This is a genomic window from Microcoleus sp. CAWBG640, assembly GCF_020883015.1.
In the GTDB taxonomy this organism is placed as follows: domain Bacteria; phylum Cyanobacteriota; class Cyanobacteriia; order Cyanobacteriales; family Microcoleaceae; genus Microcoleus; species Microcoleus anatoxicus.
This window is the reverse complement of the sequence record NZ_JAHRFC010000045.1, coordinates 28143-44952: the sequence shown is the minus strand read 5'-3', so window position 1 is coordinate 44952 and position 16810 is coordinate 28143. Positions and strand designations below refer to the sequence as shown.

At 45.2% G+C, this 16810-nt stretch carries 17 protein-coding genes and 1 pseudogene; 6 read left to right on the top strand and 12 right to left on the bottom strand.

Going from position 1 to position 16810, the window contains the following annotated elements; all coding sequences use genetic code 11:
* The 3 genes and pseudogenes from AAFP11_RS20320 to AAFP11_RS20310 form a co-directional block, all read left to right on the top strand.
* Nucleotides 1-486, top strand: a pseudogene (locus AAFP11_RS20320) (hypothetical protein); the annotation flags it as partial.
* A 41-nt stretch (nucleotides 487-527) separates the two neighbouring features.
* Entirely contained in the window at nucleotides 528-2141 is a 1614-nt protein-coding gene (locus tag AAFP11_RS20315; protein WP_341738692.1) for a serine hydrolase, read from the top strand.
* Nucleotides 2142-2238: 97 nt separating this feature from the next.
* On the top strand, nucleotides 2239-2640 hold the full coding sequence (locus tag AAFP11_RS20310) for a hypothetical protein (protein ID WP_341738691.1): 402 nt from the start codon (nucleotides 2239-2241) through the stop codon (nucleotides 2638-2640).
* A 115-nt stretch (nucleotides 2641-2755) separates the two neighbouring features.
* On the opposite strand, the gene obgE is transcribed toward AAFP11_RS20310, so the two are convergent.
* From obgE to AAFP11_RS20290, 4 genes are all read right to left on the bottom strand, one after another.
* Nucleotides 2756-3796: a GTPase ObgE gene (obgE, locus tag AAFP11_RS20305; protein ID WP_341738690.1), complete on the bottom strand. Its 1041-nt coding sequence runs from the start codon at nucleotides 3794-3796 to the stop codon at nucleotides 2756-2758.
* A 250-nt stretch (nucleotides 3797-4046) separates the two neighbouring features.
* On the bottom strand, nucleotides 4047-4871 hold the full coding sequence (locus AAFP11_RS20300) for a Mo-dependent nitrogenase C-terminal domain-containing protein (RefSeq protein WP_341738689.1): 825 nt from the start codon (nucleotides 4869-4871) through the stop codon (nucleotides 4047-4049).
* Nucleotides 4872-5180: 309 nt separating this feature from the next.
* Entirely contained in the window at nucleotides 5181-6254 is a 1074-nt protein-coding gene (locus AAFP11_RS20295; RefSeq protein ID WP_341738688.1) for a class I SAM-dependent methyltransferase, read from the bottom strand.
* 84 nt (nucleotides 6255-6338) lie between these two features.
* Nucleotides 6339-6659, bottom strand: coding sequence for a 30S ribosomal protein PSRP-3 (locus AAFP11_RS20290; RefSeq protein WP_340523226.1), 321 nt, complete (start codon nucleotides 6657-6659; stop codon nucleotides 6339-6341).
* A gap of 116 nt (nucleotides 6660-6775) precedes the next feature.
* Here AAFP11_RS20290 and AAFP11_RS20285 point away from each other — a divergent pair, with 116 nt between their 5' ends.
* Nucleotides 6776-7585 carry a TIGR01548 family HAD-type hydrolase gene (locus tag AAFP11_RS20285; RefSeq protein ID WP_341738687.1) on the top strand — a complete coding sequence of 270 codons (810 nt, stop codon included), beginning with the start codon at nucleotides 6776-6778 and terminating at the stop codon, nucleotides 7583-7585.
* Between the two features lie 106 nt (nucleotides 7586-7691).
* Here AAFP11_RS20285 and AAFP11_RS20280 read toward each other — a convergent pair whose 3' ends face one another.
* A complete protein-coding gene (locus AAFP11_RS20280; protein ID WP_341738686.1) occupies nucleotides 7692-8510 on the bottom strand; it encodes a tetratricopeptide repeat protein in 819 nt (272 codons plus the stop codon).
* A 74-nt stretch (nucleotides 8511-8584) separates the two neighbouring features.
* Between AAFP11_RS20280 and AAFP11_RS20275 the strand changes: the two genes are divergently transcribed.
* Nucleotides 8585-9331 (top strand): cobalt-precorrin-6A reductase, encoded by a 747-nt coding sequence (locus AAFP11_RS20275; protein WP_341738685.1) that lies wholly within the window; start codon nucleotides 8585-8587, stop codon nucleotides 9329-9331.
* Nucleotides 9332-9516: 185 nt separating this feature from the next.
* Here the strand turns inward: AAFP11_RS20275 and AAFP11_RS20270 are convergent, their stop codons facing one another.
* The 4 genes from AAFP11_RS20270 to AAFP11_RS20255 all read right to left on the bottom strand — a co-directional run bounded on the left by AAFP11_RS20270 (nucleotide 9517) and on the right by AAFP11_RS20255 (nucleotide 13440).
* Entirely contained in the window at nucleotides 9517-10539 is a 1023-nt protein-coding gene (locus AAFP11_RS20270) for a ribonuclease III domain-containing protein (RefSeq protein WP_341738684.1), read from the bottom strand.
* Nucleotides 10540-10951: 412 nt separating this feature from the next.
* The gene (locus AAFP11_RS20265) at nucleotides 10952-11647 is read right to left on the bottom strand and encodes a hypothetical protein (protein WP_341738683.1); all 696 of its coding nucleotides are present in this window, start codon (nucleotides 11645-11647) and stop codon (nucleotides 10952-10954) included.
* Between the two features lie 219 nt (nucleotides 11648-11866).
* Nucleotides 11867-12640: a PP2C family serine/threonine-protein phosphatase gene (locus tag AAFP11_RS20260; protein ID WP_341738682.1), complete on the bottom strand. Its 774-nt coding sequence runs from the start codon at nucleotides 12638-12640 to the stop codon at nucleotides 11867-11869.
* 137 nt (nucleotides 12641-12777) lie between these two features.
* Nucleotides 12778-13440 carry a VWA domain-containing protein gene (locus AAFP11_RS20255; RefSeq protein WP_341738681.1) on the bottom strand — a complete coding sequence of 221 codons (663 nt, stop codon included), beginning with the start codon at nucleotides 13438-13440 and terminating at the stop codon, nucleotides 12778-12780.
* Nucleotides 13441-13976: 536 nt separating this feature from the next.
* Here AAFP11_RS20255 and AAFP11_RS20250 point away from each other — a divergent pair.
* The gene (locus AAFP11_RS20250) at nucleotides 13977-14231 is read left to right on the top strand and encodes a DUF6737 family protein (RefSeq protein WP_341738680.1); all 255 of its coding nucleotides are present in this window, start codon (nucleotides 13977-13979) and stop codon (nucleotides 14229-14231) included.
* 61 nt (nucleotides 14232-14292) lie between these two features.
* Here AAFP11_RS20250 and AAFP11_RS20245 read toward each other — a convergent pair whose 3' ends face one another.
* From AAFP11_RS20245 to AAFP11_RS20235, 3 genes are all read right to left on the bottom strand, one after another.
* Nucleotides 14293-15534, bottom strand: a complete 1242-nt coding sequence (locus AAFP11_RS20245; protein ID WP_341738679.1) for an LL-diaminopimelate aminotransferase — start codon at nucleotides 15532-15534, stop codon at nucleotides 14293-14295.
* 93 nt (nucleotides 15535-15627) lie between these two features.
* Nucleotides 15628-16278, bottom strand: coding sequence for a Uma2 family endonuclease (locus AAFP11_RS20240; RefSeq protein WP_340524350.1), 651 nt, complete (start codon nucleotides 16276-16278; stop codon nucleotides 15628-15630).
* Between the two features lie 164 nt (nucleotides 16279-16442).
* Nucleotides 16443-16784: a thioredoxin domain-containing protein gene (locus AAFP11_RS20235; RefSeq protein WP_341738678.1), complete on the bottom strand. Its 342-nt coding sequence runs from the start codon at nucleotides 16782-16784 to the stop codon at nucleotides 16443-16445.
* Nucleotides 16785-16810 lie beyond the last annotated feature (26 nt).

Below are 16810 nucleotides of genomic sequence, written 5' to 3'. Positions count from 1 at the left end.
CCACCCCCCCCTTGGGAGGAAAATCAGGAAACTCCACCCCCCCCTTGGGAGGAAAATCAGGAAACTCCACCCCCCCCTTGGGAGGAAAATCAGGAAACTCCCCCCTACTTCCCCCAAGGGGGGAATGAAGAAGAACCCCCCCCTACCCCCCCCAAGGGGGGAATGAAGAAGAACCTCCCCCAAGCGGTGAAGGAAGAAGATGCTTCTGCTACCTTTGAAAATTTAGAAGGATACTACCAGCAACTAGAAACTTTGTTGTTAAAAGTGGGATACTTGCATCCCCACACAGCAGCCAGCCGGATGGCAAAATTTCGCCATTTATATAATCGCGCCTATCCTTCCGTTGGGGAAGTCGCCATGTTGCGGGGCATCCTGCGGCAAGTAGAATGGGCGATCGGAAAAACTCACCCGATCGGTCCTGTTTCTGATACTCTGGATCAGGCGTTGCCCGATTATCCAGCTCAAAAGGCGAGCGATCCCGATTAAAAATCAGCAATTTGAAGTGTACATTGGTGAAGGAGTAAGACGTGGCAGAGCGGTTTCCCAAGCGATCGATATTCTCAGAGATCTCCTCAATATCATCTCAGCAGTCGAGCAAAACAAATCAGTCTAGCAAATCAGGCCGCCGCGGTTCCACCCAATCGCAGAAACCAAAACCGCCAGCTTCGAGTAAAGCAAAAGAACCTTCGACTCTACCATTGGAACCACCAAGCGGCAGCAGAATTAGGGCGAATTCCCCTGCAACTCCCCCCGCAGAATTAAACACACCAGACTTTTTATCGAATCCCCAATCTCCAATTACGGGTAAAAAACCCCGAACCAGCAAAACTCCCCAGTCGAAGAGCCGTCAATCTCCCAAAAAAGGCCTCGCTGCTGTAGATTTGTTGAATCCAGGGCCAACACCAGAAAATCTGAGTCCGGCCAGCAATCCCAACAGCCAGCTCAGACCGCCAACCACCCCTGCATCCCGTCCCGGAAGTCGCTCCCAGTCCCATCTAGGTCGCATTGCAGACACTGAAACGCCTCCCAAGGTCAAAAAACGCCCCGACCCCAAACAGCGCCCCCAAGCCAGCGATAAACCCCGCAAACGACCCACACCTAGCACGACACCACCGCTGGTGTACGCTACTCGTTTGTTGATTTTGGGAGTTGGGATGGCGGTGATTTGCGGGACAATGTTGTCAGTGGTGAATGCTGTGAGTCGATCGGCTTCCACAGCACAAGAACAGAACGCTCCAGGAGCTAATGGGCAAAAAACTCCCGCAGAAAGTGATAGCGCCACAGCTACAACCTTAGCCCCCCCTGCACTGCAACTGAATCAAGAATTAGCCACCCTCAAAACGCAAGTTCAGGTTTTGACCACGGAAAACCCTAGCTTGACTGCGGGAGTATTCTTAGTCGATTTAGATAGTGGAAGCTACCTAAATGTTAACGGCGACACTACTTTTGCTTCAGCTAGTACGATTAAAGTGCCGATTTTAGTAGCTTTTTTCCAAGCTGTAGATGAGGGAAAAGTGCGACTAGATCAGATGTTGACCCTACGCGCCGAAGACATTGTGGGCGGTTCGGGAGAGATGCAAGACCAACCTCCGGGTAGGAAGTATTCGGCTTTGGAAGTTGCCAAAAAAATGATTGTTGTCAGTGACAATACGGCGACAAATATGATGATTGAGTTGTTGGGAGGTGCAGAAGTTTTGAATCAGAAATTTGCAACCTGGGGTTTGAGGGCGACGGTTATTCGCACTAAATTGCCGGATTTAGAGGGAACTAATACTACCAGTCCCAAGGATTTGATTAATATTATTGCCCAGATCGATCGGGGTAATTTGGTGTCAGTGAAATCGCGCGATCGCATTTTTCAAATCATGAGGCAAACTAAAAATGATAGTTTGCTACCCAAAGGTTTGGGAGACGAGGCAATTATTGCTCATAAAACGGGAAATATTAACACTTTGCTAGCCGATGCAGGGATGGTAGATTTGCCAAACGGCAAGCGTTATTTAGTGGCGGTAATGGTGAAACATTCCCCGGAAACAGAGAAGCCTGCTCAAAGTTTGATTCGCGATATTTCTCGGATGAGTTATCAGTATTTGAATGATGGAGAATCCACGGTTGATGCCAAAGTAAAACTTAAAAATTAAAACAGAAGGCAGAAGCCGCTTTAAAATTTTTTTTTGTTGTTACCGGATTTTTGGTTTAACTGCTGTATATCTGACAAACTATAAATCACTTTGCCATATGAAACCAAACATCAGGCTTCCTTATCTGGTAGCATTATCAATTATGGCTGTTGGAGTCTCCCCCTCACCGAGTAATGCCAATCCTTCTCCTCAAGGTGAATTCGACGAGATCACAGTTGTTTCCAATAATATCGAACTGAATCGGGCGAAAAACCTAGCTCGTCAAGCAGCAGAAGTCGCCAACGGTGGCTTGGGGGAATATCGAGCCGAACCTTCTATGCACGGTGTTTCTTCGGAAGCGCCGTTTGTAGACAATGGCGATGGTACTTGGACATTTTCTTTTAAAGGAAGCAGACCTGGTTCTTCTGTCTATAGGATAGAAAGCGTTGTTACTGTTTCTCGAAATGGACAGGTCAGAATTGATTACAACGGGCTGATTCGTAACTCAAACCAAATTTGACAGGCCACCTACGCACCGGTGGCGAGAAACCGGGTTTTTAACTCTTACTGGATATAGCAGTCGCCAAGGCGCTTTGGCGGTTGCTATATTTCTGGAAAAGCAGAACCCGTTTCGGCTAGGAAACTGCAACTGCTAAAAGTTCCGCTGCTTCTTTTTCATTCAATTCGTCAAGTTTCTGCCAAACCTGCTGCATCAACTCATCCAATCCCACTCGACTGACAGCGGAAATAGACAAAATCGGGGAGCCACTGATTTCTTGAAGTCTAGCAATCAAATTATCCATTTCTGCGCTTTTGAGATCGATCGCATCTACCTTATTAAAAGCCAAAATCTGCGGTCTATTTGCCAAACCTCGCCCGTAAGCTTTCAATTCTTCCCGAATTGTAATGTAATTCGCGATCGGGTCTTCATCGGTAACATCGATCAAATGCAGTAGTAACCGAGTTCGTTCAATGTGCCGCAAAAACTCATAACCCAGACCGGCACCTTCGTGAGCCCCTTCAATCAATCCTGGAATATCTGCAAAAACCGTACCGTCTCCCGTCGGTTTTCTGACTACGCCTAAATTCGGCACTAAAGTTGTAAACGGATAATCTGCTATCTTAGGACGAGCGGCGGATAAAGCAGAAATCAGGGTAGATTTGCCGGCATTTGGTAAACCAATAATTCCCACTTCAGCTAATAGCTTCAATTCCAGCCGCAGAAACTTGTGTTCTCCTTCTCCACCGGGCATGGCATAATCTGGAGCGCGGTTAGAATTGGTGAGAAAACATTTATTTCCCAAACCGCCTTTGCCGCCTTTGGCAACGCAAAAAGTCTGTCCGGGGGTTACTAAATCTGCTAAAATTGCCTGAGTTTCCGCGTCGTAAACTACAGTACCGCAGGGAACTTCAATTGTGCGATCGTCCCCACCAGCCCCGGTCATATTTTTCGGTGCACCGCGCTTCCCATCCTCAGCTTTAAAGATGCGGTTGTACTGAAAATCTAGCAGGGTTTGCAGACTTTCTACCGCCACCATAAATACTGAACCGCCCCGCCCGCCGGTGCCCCCGCTTGGCCCGCCCGCTGGTACATACTTTTCTCTGCGAAAAGCAACCATACCGTCGCCGCCTTTGCCGGCTGCGACTTGAATATCTGCTCGATCGATAAATTGCATAATTTAATTAGTAATTGGTTATTGGTTATTGGTTATTGGTTATTGGTTATTGGTTATTCCCCATGAACCATTGCCTATTCCCCATCAACCATTCCCGACTCAGTGGTCATTAGTAAGTAGCGGTTAATTATACCATTTGTGAGCATAATTCGCCTGTTTTGCAATATTAAGACCGCACAGTCTTCCTATTCCACGACTATGGGAGATTGGGTAGTTTCAACGCTACTAACTAATGAGTCCTGGCTGATGGCTAACAATAGGACGAGATATCTTCCTTGCAATCATCGGCTAAATAGCACAGAGCTCGGAAGCGCATCCCCACCAACTGTTCGTAAAGCGGATTAATCTGGCACATCGCCGGAATGTGTACGATTTTGCGGCCAAATAACACAATATCTCGCTCAAACGGACACTGGGGCGGAATCATTTTGCAGACAAAGTGTGCCACCTTGGGGTCGTGAATTTCCCAGCCGTCGAGCCAGTCTTTGACTGGTTGTAGGACATCTTTGTGGGGTGGTTGCAGCGGTTTTGCACTGAGGGGTGTTGCCGCGTGCCACTCCACAGCCGCTGCTGAGCTTGCGGGTTTTTCTAGGGGGTATTCGGTTCCTTCGATGGTGTGTCGGAGAGCTTCTATCACTGTCACATTTTGACCTAATGCTGTACAAAATTTCTCTAGCAATTCATCTTCGCAAAGGGAATAAATACCGTCTGCTAAAGCTACCATGACTGCGGTTCTCAAGAAATTTTCACCGTTGGCGGTACTTTTGCCTAACACACCAGCTAGTTCTTCTGGGGTAATTGGTTGAAAATCTGTCTCCAAAGATACTAAATTTAATTCATCGTGAGTTAGAGTCGCAATCAGTTGTTGCTCGTTTTCGTCAAAGTTGCCGTCAGCCCAAGCAATTGTCAGCAATCCGCGCAGCCATGCGGTAATCTCTTCGTTGGTACAGGCAGATTTCACGTTATTCATCAGTCTTTCCACTTCGATGGACCAGTCAATTTGTTGATTGGGAGTGGAATAAATATTCCCCCCAAAATTATTTTTACTACTTTTTTGTTCGATCGTTCTATTCATTGAAGGTTTATCCCTGAAGATTGCTCGAAACGCTTGTAGTGGACGTGTTAAAAGCATATTTGTGTGTCAGGATTATTTCTGATCTAGCGAGAGAATTAATTAGCCTATGTTTTTCCCTCAGAATTTCATCTATCTTAAGGAATAAGTTTGTCCGATCTTAACTTTAGCTGCACCTGTCTCGATCGAGCTTCACTCTTTGCATATTCTAGTACAATTTTTATTAATTTTTATGTACAAAAGCTACAAAACCAAAAATTAACCAAAACTTATGTTATTGGCTCGATCAGTATTCTTCAGTGTTTCTGCTTCTTAACTCCGGCGGCACAAAATCCAGCGCAATTCCATCGGGGGGCGTCCATTGGCCATGGGAAAAACATCACGACCTGTGGCCCAACTGGCAAACCAGGGTGTCGGGGGCCAGGCTGCTTCCGGCAGATGGGTGCGTTCGTACTCAAATACCAATTCATTGGAGATGGGGGCTAGGGGCAAGCCTTCCATCGCCACAGTCAGTTCTTGGGGCGTAAATAAAGTAGACCAGGAAAGTTGGGCTACTTGTCGCACGAGAGCATCTGGTTGGTAGTCACCTACGGATAAAAATGTACTGAAGAGTAATAGACCTCCGGGACAGAGGGAATCGCACATTTTTGCTAGGAACAGCCGCACTTCGTCGCTGTCTCGAAAATGAGAGATGACTTCGGCGGCGACTGCAAGTTGGTAGCGAGCCGGTTTCATCCGCACTAAGGGGTCGAGTACATTGCCTAGTGTCACTGTGACTGGTAAGTTTTCGGCTGTCGCAGCAGTTTGTAACTGTTCTGCAAAAGCTGGGGTTAGTTCGATCGCATCCACAGCATAGCCCAATCTCGCCAAGGGCAAAGTGTTGCGGCCGGTACCAGCACCCACGTCCAAAATCCGCACGCGATCGGGACTTCCCAATTCAGCAACCGTTGTCATCAATTTGGCATCTGGATGGGAGCCGAATAGGGGAGCTTCCCTGGTATCTACCCAACTTTTATACTGTTCTCCTACTGTGGAGGTCGCCACGAGCACTTTGCAAGCTAAACCAGTTTGCGGAGGCTGAACTGACTCGTATTGAAGTATCAGCATCGAAGCAGTGGAAGACTGGTAGCCTTGTTCTAATTTGCTGGCTAACAGTTTGCTCAGTTCCTCTTTTCTGTCTGCTGGCAGAGGTCTGTCGAGAGTGGTGAATAGTTTTTCAATTGACTGGAGATAGTGGTTTAGCATCCCCGGTACACAGGGAAACACTATTTCTCCGCGGGCGGTAATTCGAGTATTTATTTTGTAGAGAATAGCTTGCTGGAGAATATCAGGATTTACTACCAGCGGTAGCTTTTCAGTCTGGTTGATGGTACTGTCGCCGCCCATAAATTCCGCTCAAGGAAAAAATAATTACATAGTTAACAGTTGACAGTTAACAGTTGACAGTTAACAGTTAACTGTTAACTGTGATTAGTTGCTGCCAGTAAAAGTCACGAGGGGGAATTTTGACTGAGCTTCATTCATTGGTCGCCGTCTGCCTTCCTCTTGCCAGTAGTTGATTACTTCTGTGGCTTGGTTGAGGACTTCGACGCGATCGTTGTCGGCAATCCAGTGTTTGGCTTCGAGTTCGTTTTTGAGATCTTCCCACGCATCCTTGCGGGGCCAGAAAAAGTAAGCTGTCAGCGGGCTAGTTCCTTTACCGACCACTTGGTCAACGGCGAGGGCAACATTCTCTTCTAGCCAGAGAACTTTTAAGATGAACTTGGACAAACAAACCTCCGGGGTTTCGATCGAACTTATTAAAAATTTCTACAATCGCTAAGCTTAGCATACTTTTGCCATTTTTACTCAAAATTCCGACATCGGCTCAGGTAAAATGCCAATAGTTAACTGCGGGTGGGGCACTGATGACAGCAGACAGAGCGATTGTAGTTTTTGATATTGACGGTGTGGTGCGAGATGTGTCTGGTTCTTACCGACGGGCGCTGGCGGATGCGGTGGAGCATTTCACGGGGGGTGCTTTTCGTCCCAATTCTATTGATATTGACTCTCTCAAGTCTGAGGGAGTGTGGAATAATGACTGGGAAGCTTCACAAGAGTTAGTTTACCGTTATTTTGAGGGAATGGGGCGATCGCGAACGGAAAGCGCGATCGACTATAACAACTTAGTAGCATTTTTCCAAAGTCGCTATCGTGGCCCGGACGAGCAAACTTGGACTGGTTACATTGGCGACGAACCGCTGCTGCTAAGTCCGGCTTACCTGGAAAGTTTAACCACAGGTGGTATAGTTTGGGGCTTTTTTAGCGGGGCGATGCGGGATGAAGCTACCTATGTTTTGTCAGGGAAACTCGGCTTAAATTCCCCTGTATTAGTGGCGATGGAAGATGCACCGGGAAAACCCGATCCTACTGGACTATTTGCGACTATTGAAAAATTGGAAAACCTGAACGCTTTACCAGAAAGTTTGCCTGTGATTTATGCAGGGGATACTGTTGCAGATATTTACACTATTGTCAAAGCCAGTCAAGTACAACCCTCGCGAGTTTGGCTGGGAATTGGAATTTTGCCACCTCATGTTTTGGATGATGCGGTGCGATGCCAAGCTTATACTGCGGCGCTACAAAATGCTGGTGCTGTCTCAGTATTGAGGAATGTTGAAGAGTTGACTCCGGCACTGGTTTGGGAATTGTTAAGGGTCATTGGAGATAGAGAATAGGGAATTGGGGATTGGGGATTGGGGATTGGGGATTGGGAATTGGGAATTGGTTACTCTAACGAACAAATAACCAATAACAAATAACCAATAACCAATAACTTTGGTATTATTTCAAGTTCAAGAATTTATCCAAAGCACTGACTGCAACTGGTGGCCAACGGCGGGTATTTTTAACCCAATCGAGGTCTTTGTAGCGGGAGTCGAGGCCGACGGCGGCAACCCAATTGCTCTCAGCTTCCCCACGCTGTCCCGCCTCCCACAGACAAGCGCTGAGGGCAGCTCTCATGTCGGCAAATTGGGGGTATCTGCGAACAATGTTTTTCATGTTGCGAATTGCTTCTTTGGTTTGTCCATTTTGATAAAGGGCGAGGGCGTGGTTGGCGCGAGCAAAGGCGTATTCAGGTGCTAGTTCAAAGGCTTTGTTGTAGTCGATAATTGCTTGTTTCCATTGACCTAAACCTGCTTCGGCGTTGCCTCGGTTGTTGTAGGCTGCTGGATCTTTTGGGTCTAATTCTAGTACATGATTGTAGTCGGCGATCGCTTCTTCCCACCGTCCTAAACCTTCTAAGGCTGTACCGCGGTTTAAGTACGGATCGGGAGCTTCGGGAACGAGTTCGATCGCTTTTTCGTAGTCGGCAATTGCTGCTTGTAGCTGGTTCTGACTTACTCTAGAATTACCACGGTTACTCCAAGCGGCTGCTCGATCGGGAAATTTGTCAATGATTTGAGTCCAAAAACTTTCAGCCAGGGGGAATTTGCCTTCGTTTGTCGCTTCAAAAGCTTTCTGAACGAGTTCTGCTAACTGCTGCTGGGGATCGGTAATATCTGTGGGTTGAACTTCTGCGGAGGCTGGCATTACATTTCCTACCCAAACTATCCCACTTACAACTAATACTGTCAAAAATGTCAAGAGCGATCGCATCATAGCTGTTGGTAGTTAAAACTTTACTTAACATATTATATTGTTAAGTCTTGACTAGATCGGGTAAGGGGAATTCTATGAAAAAACGCTTGCTAATTTTGGGAGGAACGGGGGATGCGACTCAACTGGCCGCGCGGGCTTCCCAAATCCCTAACTTGGAGGTGGTTTCTTCCCTAGCAGGACGCACTAAACAACCTTCCACCCCAACGGGTACGCTGCGAATTGGTGGCTTTGGGGGAGTATGTGGACTGGGTGAGTATTTGACCGATCGCGCGATCGACTTGTTAATTGATGCGACTCATCCGTTTGCTGCTCAGATTTCGATGAATGCAGCCACCGCTGCTGCTGAATTTCAATTGCCACATTTGATGCTGGTGCGTCCTGCTTGGACTCCGGTGCAGGGCGATCGCTGGATTGAAGTCGAAAACCATGAACAGGCTGCCATGGCTTTATCTGAGCGATCGCAGCGCGTATTTCTCACTATTGGTAGACAGGAATTGACTGCTTTTTCTAGTCTGGATTCTATTTGGTTTTTAATTCGGGCGATCGAACCCCCAGCCCTAGGTATTTTATACCCTCAAAGCAAATTAATTTTAGCAAAGGGGCCTTTTTTCTTAGAAAATGAACGGGAATTGTTGCTCGAATATCAGATTGATACCATTGTCAGCAAAAACAGCGGTGGTGATGCGACTTATGCCAAAATTGTCGCGGCGCGGGAATTGGGAATTCCCGTGGTGATGGTGAACAGGCCACCGATACCGGATGCGGAAGTCGTTACTGATGTCGAAGGGGCGATCGCTTGGCTGAGCAAACATTTAAATTAATTAGGTAGACTTTCAACTTCAAATAAATGACTAAAAAATATGTGATTTTTGCCTTAATTTCGTTGGTTTTAATTACAGGATTTAGCCTGCTAAATTCTGTAAGCTATGCGAGAAATTTACATAAACTCTGTCCCTCCCCAAGCGACAGATACTGTGGATGCGTAGCAGCTATTGGTTTTCTACTTTTAGTTGAATTGATTTTCTCTCTCCTCTACTAGTTCTTCCACTGCTGTTTTGATAAAATTATTAACTAACCAGTCGCGGGTGCGTGAGAAATCACTGTCCAATTCTAGGTACTGATTGCCTAATTTGGTCTTGAATTCTTTGGGGAAAATCTCTTTGGCCACTAACATTTTTTTCCAGTCAGTTAGCTGGCTGGCATTACGTTCTGGAAAACGGTGGTAGAGATAGTCAAAGGCGATCGCCTCTAAAATTTCTGCACCCAGGATTCGCAGCCGTTTAAGAGCTATTTGTGGCGAAATTTTTGTCCCTTCAATTAGATCGCTTTTTTGACTCATCTTCTCAGCAACTGCTTTGGCGATGAAATTCTGAATCAGCCAGTCGCCCGCACGCAAAAAATCGCGATCGCACTCCAAGTAAATCGCCCCAAACACCGCCTCAAAAGTTTCGCCTAGAAATCTCTTGTACTGACTTTTTTCTGTTTCTTTACCCTGAGCACTATGCAAGCTAAGTTCCTGCAAATTCAAACTGATCGCAAATTCCGATAGTTTGTTCTTGTCTAGTAACCGAGATTTTAAATTTGAGATACAATCTCGATCGAGCTGAGGATATTGGCGGTATAGGTAATCGGTAACAACCGCACTCAAAATCGCGCTTCCTAGGAGAGCCAGCCTTTTGTACTTGACATCTTGGTCCACTGACGAGTCAAAAGATGTGCCTCGAAAATCCTTGGTATCGCCACGGTGAGTCAAGGCTATTTCCAGTAATTGTGTTTTCTGAAAGTTAGAAAAGCCGATCGCTATTTTGATAGCCTCCACATCTATACTGGTAATCGTGTCTACTTCTAAATCTTCTGCTTCCGCTTTTCCCCATTCTTCCAACCAATCTCCACCAGCATCATCCACATACAAATCTACAAAATTTATCCCGTTTTTCATCCAGTCATCCTGCATTTTCCGGGAGGATTCCAGTTTTTCCAACACTTTTTGTAAACTTTTTTCAACAGTCGTTGTGCCTTGTGCTGTCATGGTGTTATTTTTGATCGAATTTTAAGGTTGCTATACTATCGGGCTAGGGAAATATCTAGGGCTTTACAAGCGTCCATTCATCGCAAATATCTGAGTTATCCTCTGCTAGGACGCTATTTTGTTGTCCAGGACGCAACAACCGGGTTTCTTAAACTCATTGCATCATTTGATATTCAGTAGCAGAACGAGAAACCTGGTTTTTTCCCGTTTAATTCGTAATTCCTGTGTGCCTAATCGCTGTTTCCAGCGCCTAGTTCCTAGGTTTTACTTAAAGTCATCTTATTTTGTTTTGTCTAAATTTGATTTTTCGAGCCCGGAAAGGCAGAGAATGCTGAGGAATAGCCGACAGAGAAATATTCACATTTTTTCACAACTTTTTTTTAACAACATTTACGTGGCTCCCTTCTGGATTCTAGGAAAATTTTAGGTAGGTGCCAGCCTGTAAATTATCGCTGTTGTATAATGCCATATTAACTAATCGAACTACCGAATTTTCAATACTTGGATTGTAACTTAAAAATAATCCTCTGTCAATCCCCCATTCCTGAAGAGTTTTTTGCCAATTATCATACTTTTCTTGCGAAAATTCATCAGAAATACTGGTGATTTGTATACATAAAGGCTGATGTTCCCGGCTGCTGACTATGGAATCCGTGGCCATCGAAAGATCGGCTATATAACGCTGTATAAAAGAAGTATCTTCTCGCTGCTGAATGTGAGTTATTATCGATTGGAGTATCTGCTCGTCAGCCGGATAAAACTCTCCCGCCATTAATTTTTTCTTCCAAATATAAAATTTGCGATCGGTTTCACTCAGCCATTTAGGAAAGAGATAGCTATACCAATATCTTTCCGCAGAACTCATTAACTCAAAGGCAGCTTGTTGTGCTGCTTCCGAAGGTAGAGATTTGACAGCCAACCAAACTTCTGAATCACTGACAAGCTGTAGCAGAAAAGCCATCACAAATTTTTTGGCAGTTAGCGAACCGGGTTTGACATCTTTTACCCAGCGATAAATTTCATCCAATCTTCTCGCCAAACTCGGATCTATTGGATATGCTTCGCTAATTAGGGATTTGAGTTGATCCTTAATCTCTTGTGCTTGCAAGTGATGACCTACTGTTAAACGGGAGCATAATTGTTGACAAGTCGATTTTATTATAGAACCGCTACGTTGAACAGATGAGACTTCTTGCCCAAATCAGAATCGCTTTTTTAGCGCAGATGAACGCCAACCGACGCCGATAGATGCAGGTGGATAATTGGTTACTACTGCGGACAAACTTAATAAAGTTTTACAATACTCGCTGTGGCAAGATGTCTACTGTTAATTTTCTGGTAATTCCGAACTCAAACAACTTGCCAATAATAATGTTAAGTCATCATCGGTGCGTTCGGAAACGCGGGGCGATCGCAAAAAAGACTCCAACTGCTGTTGTGCATCAGACTCATCTTGAACTTGAGCAGAAAATCGAAACAGGGGTGCAAAAAATGGACCGTGGGGTACGCCTTCGGGGATTTTCAGGGCTAGCATTTGCAAACCGTCGGAAAACACAGCTAAATGCGCCATTTTTTCCCGTCGCACATGAAATTGTGCGGTTTCTATGGCATTGGGGGAAATCAAAAAAATGGTTTCATTGATATATTCACCACAGGGAGGTACTGTCAGGGCGATCGCACTTCCTTGATTATCACCCGCCACGGCTGCACCATCACCGATTTGAGCAACGGCGATTAATTCGGGTGTAGCCACCACCGCAATTAAAGTGCAAGCTAAATCTCTAGCCCCCACTCCCCGCGCCGCGGCTTCTGTTTCCACAGCCGCCCGTGCGACTTGGAGTGCGGATGTCAGGAATACTTGCCATTGGCTGTCATCTTCAGGTAGCATTTCTGATTGCCCACAAATTGTTTCGACAACTGCTTCCACGGCAATTTTAGCACCTACTTCTGCCAGTGTTGCCGAACCCGCACCATCGGCAACACTGGCCGCCAAAACACCATTGGGTAACAGTCGCCAGCAGTGGGCATCTTGACAAGGTTGCGATCGCTTGGAGTGACTCGTCCCCATCACCGATGCCGCTACCACTTGCCACTTTGTCATTTGTTCTGTCATTTGTCAGTTATCAGATGTTAGTAGTTAATTGTTAGTAGTTAATTGTTAGTAGTTAGTTGTTAGTAGTTAATTGTCACCTGCTACTCATAACAAATAACCAATAACAAATAACAAATAACCAATGACTAAACGGTTCCCCACCCCGGAGGTGGTAAGGCTACTTGTTCATCAATTTTTGAGTGAGAAACTCGCTGCATACTAGCTGACAGCCAAATAAACATCTCCCTAAAGTCCAATCCTTTCAATTTTACAGGAGTCCGTTCCACAATTTCGGCGAGACGGCTAATATTAGCACCTTCGACTCCTACCGCAAAAAAAGCAACGCGCTTATTAGTTTCTTCCTCTTTAATCCGCCGTGAAGCGATATCTACAATATCGTCCGATTCCCCTTGGGGTTCTCCATCAGTAATCATAAATACCCACGGCCGATAATAGGTAATTCCGTTGTTGCGATATTCCGATTTGCGGGCGGCGATTAAATCTAGCGCTTGCTGAATACCTGCACCCATGTGAGTTTGTCCTTGGGCTTTCAGCAGCGGTGTCTCGAATTGGTCGGCCGTCACGAAATCCTGCACAACTTTGATATGATTGTCAAAGGAAATAATCGCGACTTCGACTCGCTTTTTTGCCAATTCATCTTTAATCAGATCGTCTCTAAAAGTTTGCAGCCCTTCATTCAAGGCATCTATAGGAGCACCTTGCATTGAACCGGAGGTGTCCAACAGGAGGACGCAGGGACAACGCGGTTCAGGGTTTTCGGCAAATTCTACGGCTTCGTCTAGTCTCATGGTTCGCGATTGACCTTGGAGTGGCTGGATTTTTTGGTTTGCTACTTTCTAGCCTAGCAAGTTAGCAACCTATGGAACTGAAATTGCTATGGCGATCGCATTTTACCATTAGTGGGAAATATGAGTGTCAAATATCAAAAAAGCCCTCATCCGAGTTCATCGGCGCTCAAAAAAAGTAAATCATATCAATTCCGGTAACATCGGAATTATTCATCTCTCTTATCTCCCTCTGTGTTCTCTGCGTTCTAGTAAGGTTAAATCATTCCGATGCAGCCGGAAACGATATCATATCAATTCCGGTGGTAGCGTCAGGTAATTGTTAACCCAAAGGCTGCGTTTATCCTGCCCTTCCACCCTTGGACTCCCCGGTTTCGCCAGGGGAGGCCAAGGGCACTGCGCTACTGACTGGTAAGCGGGGGAATGGTTCATGGTTCATGGGGAATTGGAATTAACACCAATAACCAATAACCAATAACCAATTACGAATCACCAATCACCAATCACCAATCACCAATAACTAATCACCAATAACTAATATGAAAAATGTTTCCGAACCCAAAAAAATTAGTGCTTGGGATTTCAAACCTTGGTGGTGTCAGCCTTGGTCGATTCTTTTAACAGGAATTAGCCTGATTAGTGGCAGTTGGCTTTTATTTAAAACTGTTTGGATTACAGTTATAGTGGCGATACCATTATTAGCGTGGATGGGCTTTTTCTTGTTAGTTTGGCCGAGACTCATGCTGTCAAGTGGTATCCTGGAAAAATACCAGGAATCAGCACAAAATGAATAGGAAATCTCTGGATAAAAATTTGGTACACAGAAGATAAATCCTCTTCAATGTGAGCAGGAGCTTAACTTAGAAAATCAGCAATTCTTCTGACAGCTTCTGCCAAAATTGCTGGTGATTCAACTAAGGCAAATCGCACATAGCCTTCTCCAGATTTGCCAAAGCCGGCACCGGGGGAAGCTGCAACTCCTGTGCTTTGTACTAACTCAGTGCAAAATTTCACGGAATCTAAAGCCCAAGGTTCTGGGAGTTTCGCCCAAACGTACATGGTGGCGGGGGGGAATGGCACTTCCCAGCCAATGTCTTGTAAAGCATGGATGAAGGTATCCCGCCGTTGTCGGAAGGTTTCTACACTGGTTTTAACGGTGTCCTGGGACCCTGTTAAAGCAGCGATCGCTCCATTCAAAATTCCTTGGTATTGATTGAAATCTACGGTGGCTTTTACCTGTCGCAGTGCTTCAATGATTTGGGCATTGCCGATCGCGTATCCGACTCGAAAACCACCCATATTGTACGACTTGGAGAGTGTAAAAAACTCGATCGACACGCTTTTATCTGGATCTGCCTGAAAAATAGACGGTGCCATCACTTTTCGATGCTCCTCGTTACCAGGAATATCCTGGTAAGCCCGCTGCTTTGGATCTGCCTCTATGCTAGAATTGCGATCGTCAAAAACCAAATCGACATAGGGGAAATCGTGCACCAAAACCAGCCCGTTTTCCAGACAAAAAGCGACGGCTTTCTCAAAAAAGGCTAAAGGTGCGATCGCAGTTGTCGGATTATGAGGATAACTCAAAACCATCATCTTCGACTGAGCTAAAACTGGTTTGGGAATATCATCAAATACTGGCAAAAACTGATTTTCTGCTAACAACGGCATCGGATAAATTTGCCCGCCAGCCAAATAAACACCCCCCGCGTGGGAGGGATAACCCGGATCGAGCAACAAAGCAAAATCTCCGGGGTTGAGTATAGCTAAAGGCAAATGCGCCGTGCCTTCTTGGGAACCAATTAAAGGCAGCACTTCTGTTTCTGGATTGACAGAAATCCCGAATTTTTGTTGATACCAAGTCGCCGCTGCTTCCCGAAAAGATTTCGTCCCGTTAAACAGCAAATAGCCGTGGGTGCTGGAGTCAGACAGAGAAAGTGCGATCGCCTCTGTAATGTGAGCAGCAGTCGGCAAATCGGAAGAACCTAGAGACAAATCAATCACATTTTTACCGGCGATTCTCGCTAGAGATTTCGCCCAATCCATATCGGCAAATACATTAAATTGTAGAGGTTGTAAGCGATCGGCGAATTTCATATTTTTATCAATTAATTTGGTAATTTTAGTTCCGGTAGATTCGATTTTACTATATTGTTTGTTTCCAAAATCAATGGTTTGTGAAACCAGCCTCTACAACAATTTTTCCAACCGCCTAATGCGATCGCGAAAATTTCTTAAACTCGCGCTTCTGCCTAGATTTGTACTTTGAGCTACAAACTCGGCTATCATTTCAACAATTGGTAATCCTGGAAAAATTGGGCTACTTGGGAATGCAACATATCTCCCATCTTGCAGTACATTAATTTGCAATTGATTATTTTCATACCGCCACAGTTCAGGAACTTGTAAAGCTTGATAAGCATCCAATTGCGTTTTGGAAGTGACATCGATTTCAATTGCCAAATCAGGAGGAGGATCTACTGTTAAATCCACCCGCCGTTTCCCTCTCATTTGCTGATGGTTTTCAATATAGAAACACTGATCTGGTTCCACACCGCTTTTTTGGGTTTCTCGTTTAAAAGTCGTGGAACCAAAGCACTCGCAATCTATTTCTAATTCTTCTAGCAATATTTTCACCATATCACCAATTAGTTCTTTATCTACCTCATGTTCTGGTAAAGGCATCCGAATCTCCAATGTTCCTTGGCTATAAGCTAAGCGCGCGGATCGAGCTTCGCCCATTTCTACTAAAATTGCTTCAAATTCTGACCAACTAATATCGTGTAGCAGCACTCGCTGTCCTAGGGGAATATCGAGCTGTCTGAGCTGAAGTGTTACCATAAGATTTTACAAGTGCGATCGGACCGTGGCTATAGTTTTGTATATAGCCTTTATCTACTGAGTTCATCAACGAGTATATTGCCTTGGGTAGAGCGGGTTTGACCAATAATAATTGCCTAAAACAGACCATCTCATAAACCCGCACCCATCCAAGGACAAATATCTCAACCTTCAAAACTTTCTAAATTAGCCTCTAACAAACTTGTCAATTTTTGTTTAGTAATAGCTCCCTCATGAGACATCACTAATTCAGATTTTTTAAACAGCCTGATAGCAGGGACTCCTTCTATTTTATACTGTTTGACAGTAGCTGGATTGGGGTCAATTTCCATTTTAACCACTTTCAGCCGATCGCTGTAATTTTCTGCGATCCAGTCTATCGAAGGCGATACCAGTTTGCAAGGGCCACACCAAGCAGCCCAAAAGTAGGCAAGCACTGGCTGCTCTGCTTTCAGGACTTCCGTTTCAAACTTTTCGTCGCTAATGACAATTACACTGTTGCTCATGGTTAAAGAATTATTTTTCCTATTTA

Coding starts and splice junctions, on each gene's coding strand:
- AAFP11_RS20300 (WP_341738689.1), bottom strand. CDS start 4,871: ATGAATAGAACGATCGAACAAAAAAGTAGTAAAAATAATTTTGGGGGG.
- AAFP11_RS20295 (WP_341738688.1), bottom strand. CDS start 6,254: ATGGGCGGCGACAGTACCATCAACCAGACTGAAAAGCTACCGCTGGTA.
- AAFP11_RS20250 (WP_341738680.1), top strand. CDS start 13,977: ATGAAAAATGTTTCCGAACCCAAAAAAATTAGTGCTTGGGATTTCAAA.
- AAFP11_RS20255 (WP_341738681.1), bottom strand. CDS start 13,440: ATGAGACTAGACGAAGCCGTAGAATTTGCCGAAAACCCTGAACCGCGT.
- AAFP11_RS20275 (WP_341738685.1), top strand. CDS start 8,585: ATGAAAAAACGCTTGCTAATTTTGGGAGGAACGGGGGATGCGACTCAA.
- obgE (WP_341738690.1), bottom strand. CDS start 3,796: ATGCAATTTATCGATCGAGCAGATATTCAAGTCGCAGCCGGCAAAGGC.
- AAFP11_RS20260 (WP_341738682.1), bottom strand. CDS start 12,640: ATGACAAAGTGGCAAGTGGTAGCGGCATCGGTGATGGGGACGAGTCAC.
- AAFP11_RS20245 (WP_341738679.1), bottom strand. CDS start 15,534: ATGAAATTCGCCGATCGCTTACAACCTCTACAATTTAATGTATTTGCC.
- AAFP11_RS20280 (WP_341738686.1), bottom strand. CDS start 8,510: ATGATGCGATCGCTCTTGACATTTTTGACAGTATTAGTTGTAAGTGGG.
- AAFP11_RS20285 (WP_341738687.1), top strand. CDS start 6,776: ATGACAGCAGACAGAGCGATTGTAGTTTTTGATATTGACGGTGTGGTG.
- AAFP11_RS20270 (WP_341738684.1), bottom strand. CDS start 10,539: ATGACAGCACAAGGCACAACGACTGTTGAAAAAAGTTTACAAAAAGTG.
- AAFP11_RS20240 (WP_340524350.1), bottom strand. CDS start 16,278: ATGGTAACACTTCAGCTCAGACAGCTCGATATTCCCCTAGGACAGCGA.
- AAFP11_RS20310 (WP_341738691.1), top strand. CDS start 2,239: ATGAAACCAAACATCAGGCTTCCTTATCTGGTAGCATTATCAATTATG.
- AAFP11_RS20235 (WP_341738678.1), bottom strand. CDS start 16,784: ATGAGCAACAGTGTAATTGTCATTAGCGACGAAAAGTTTGAAACGGAA.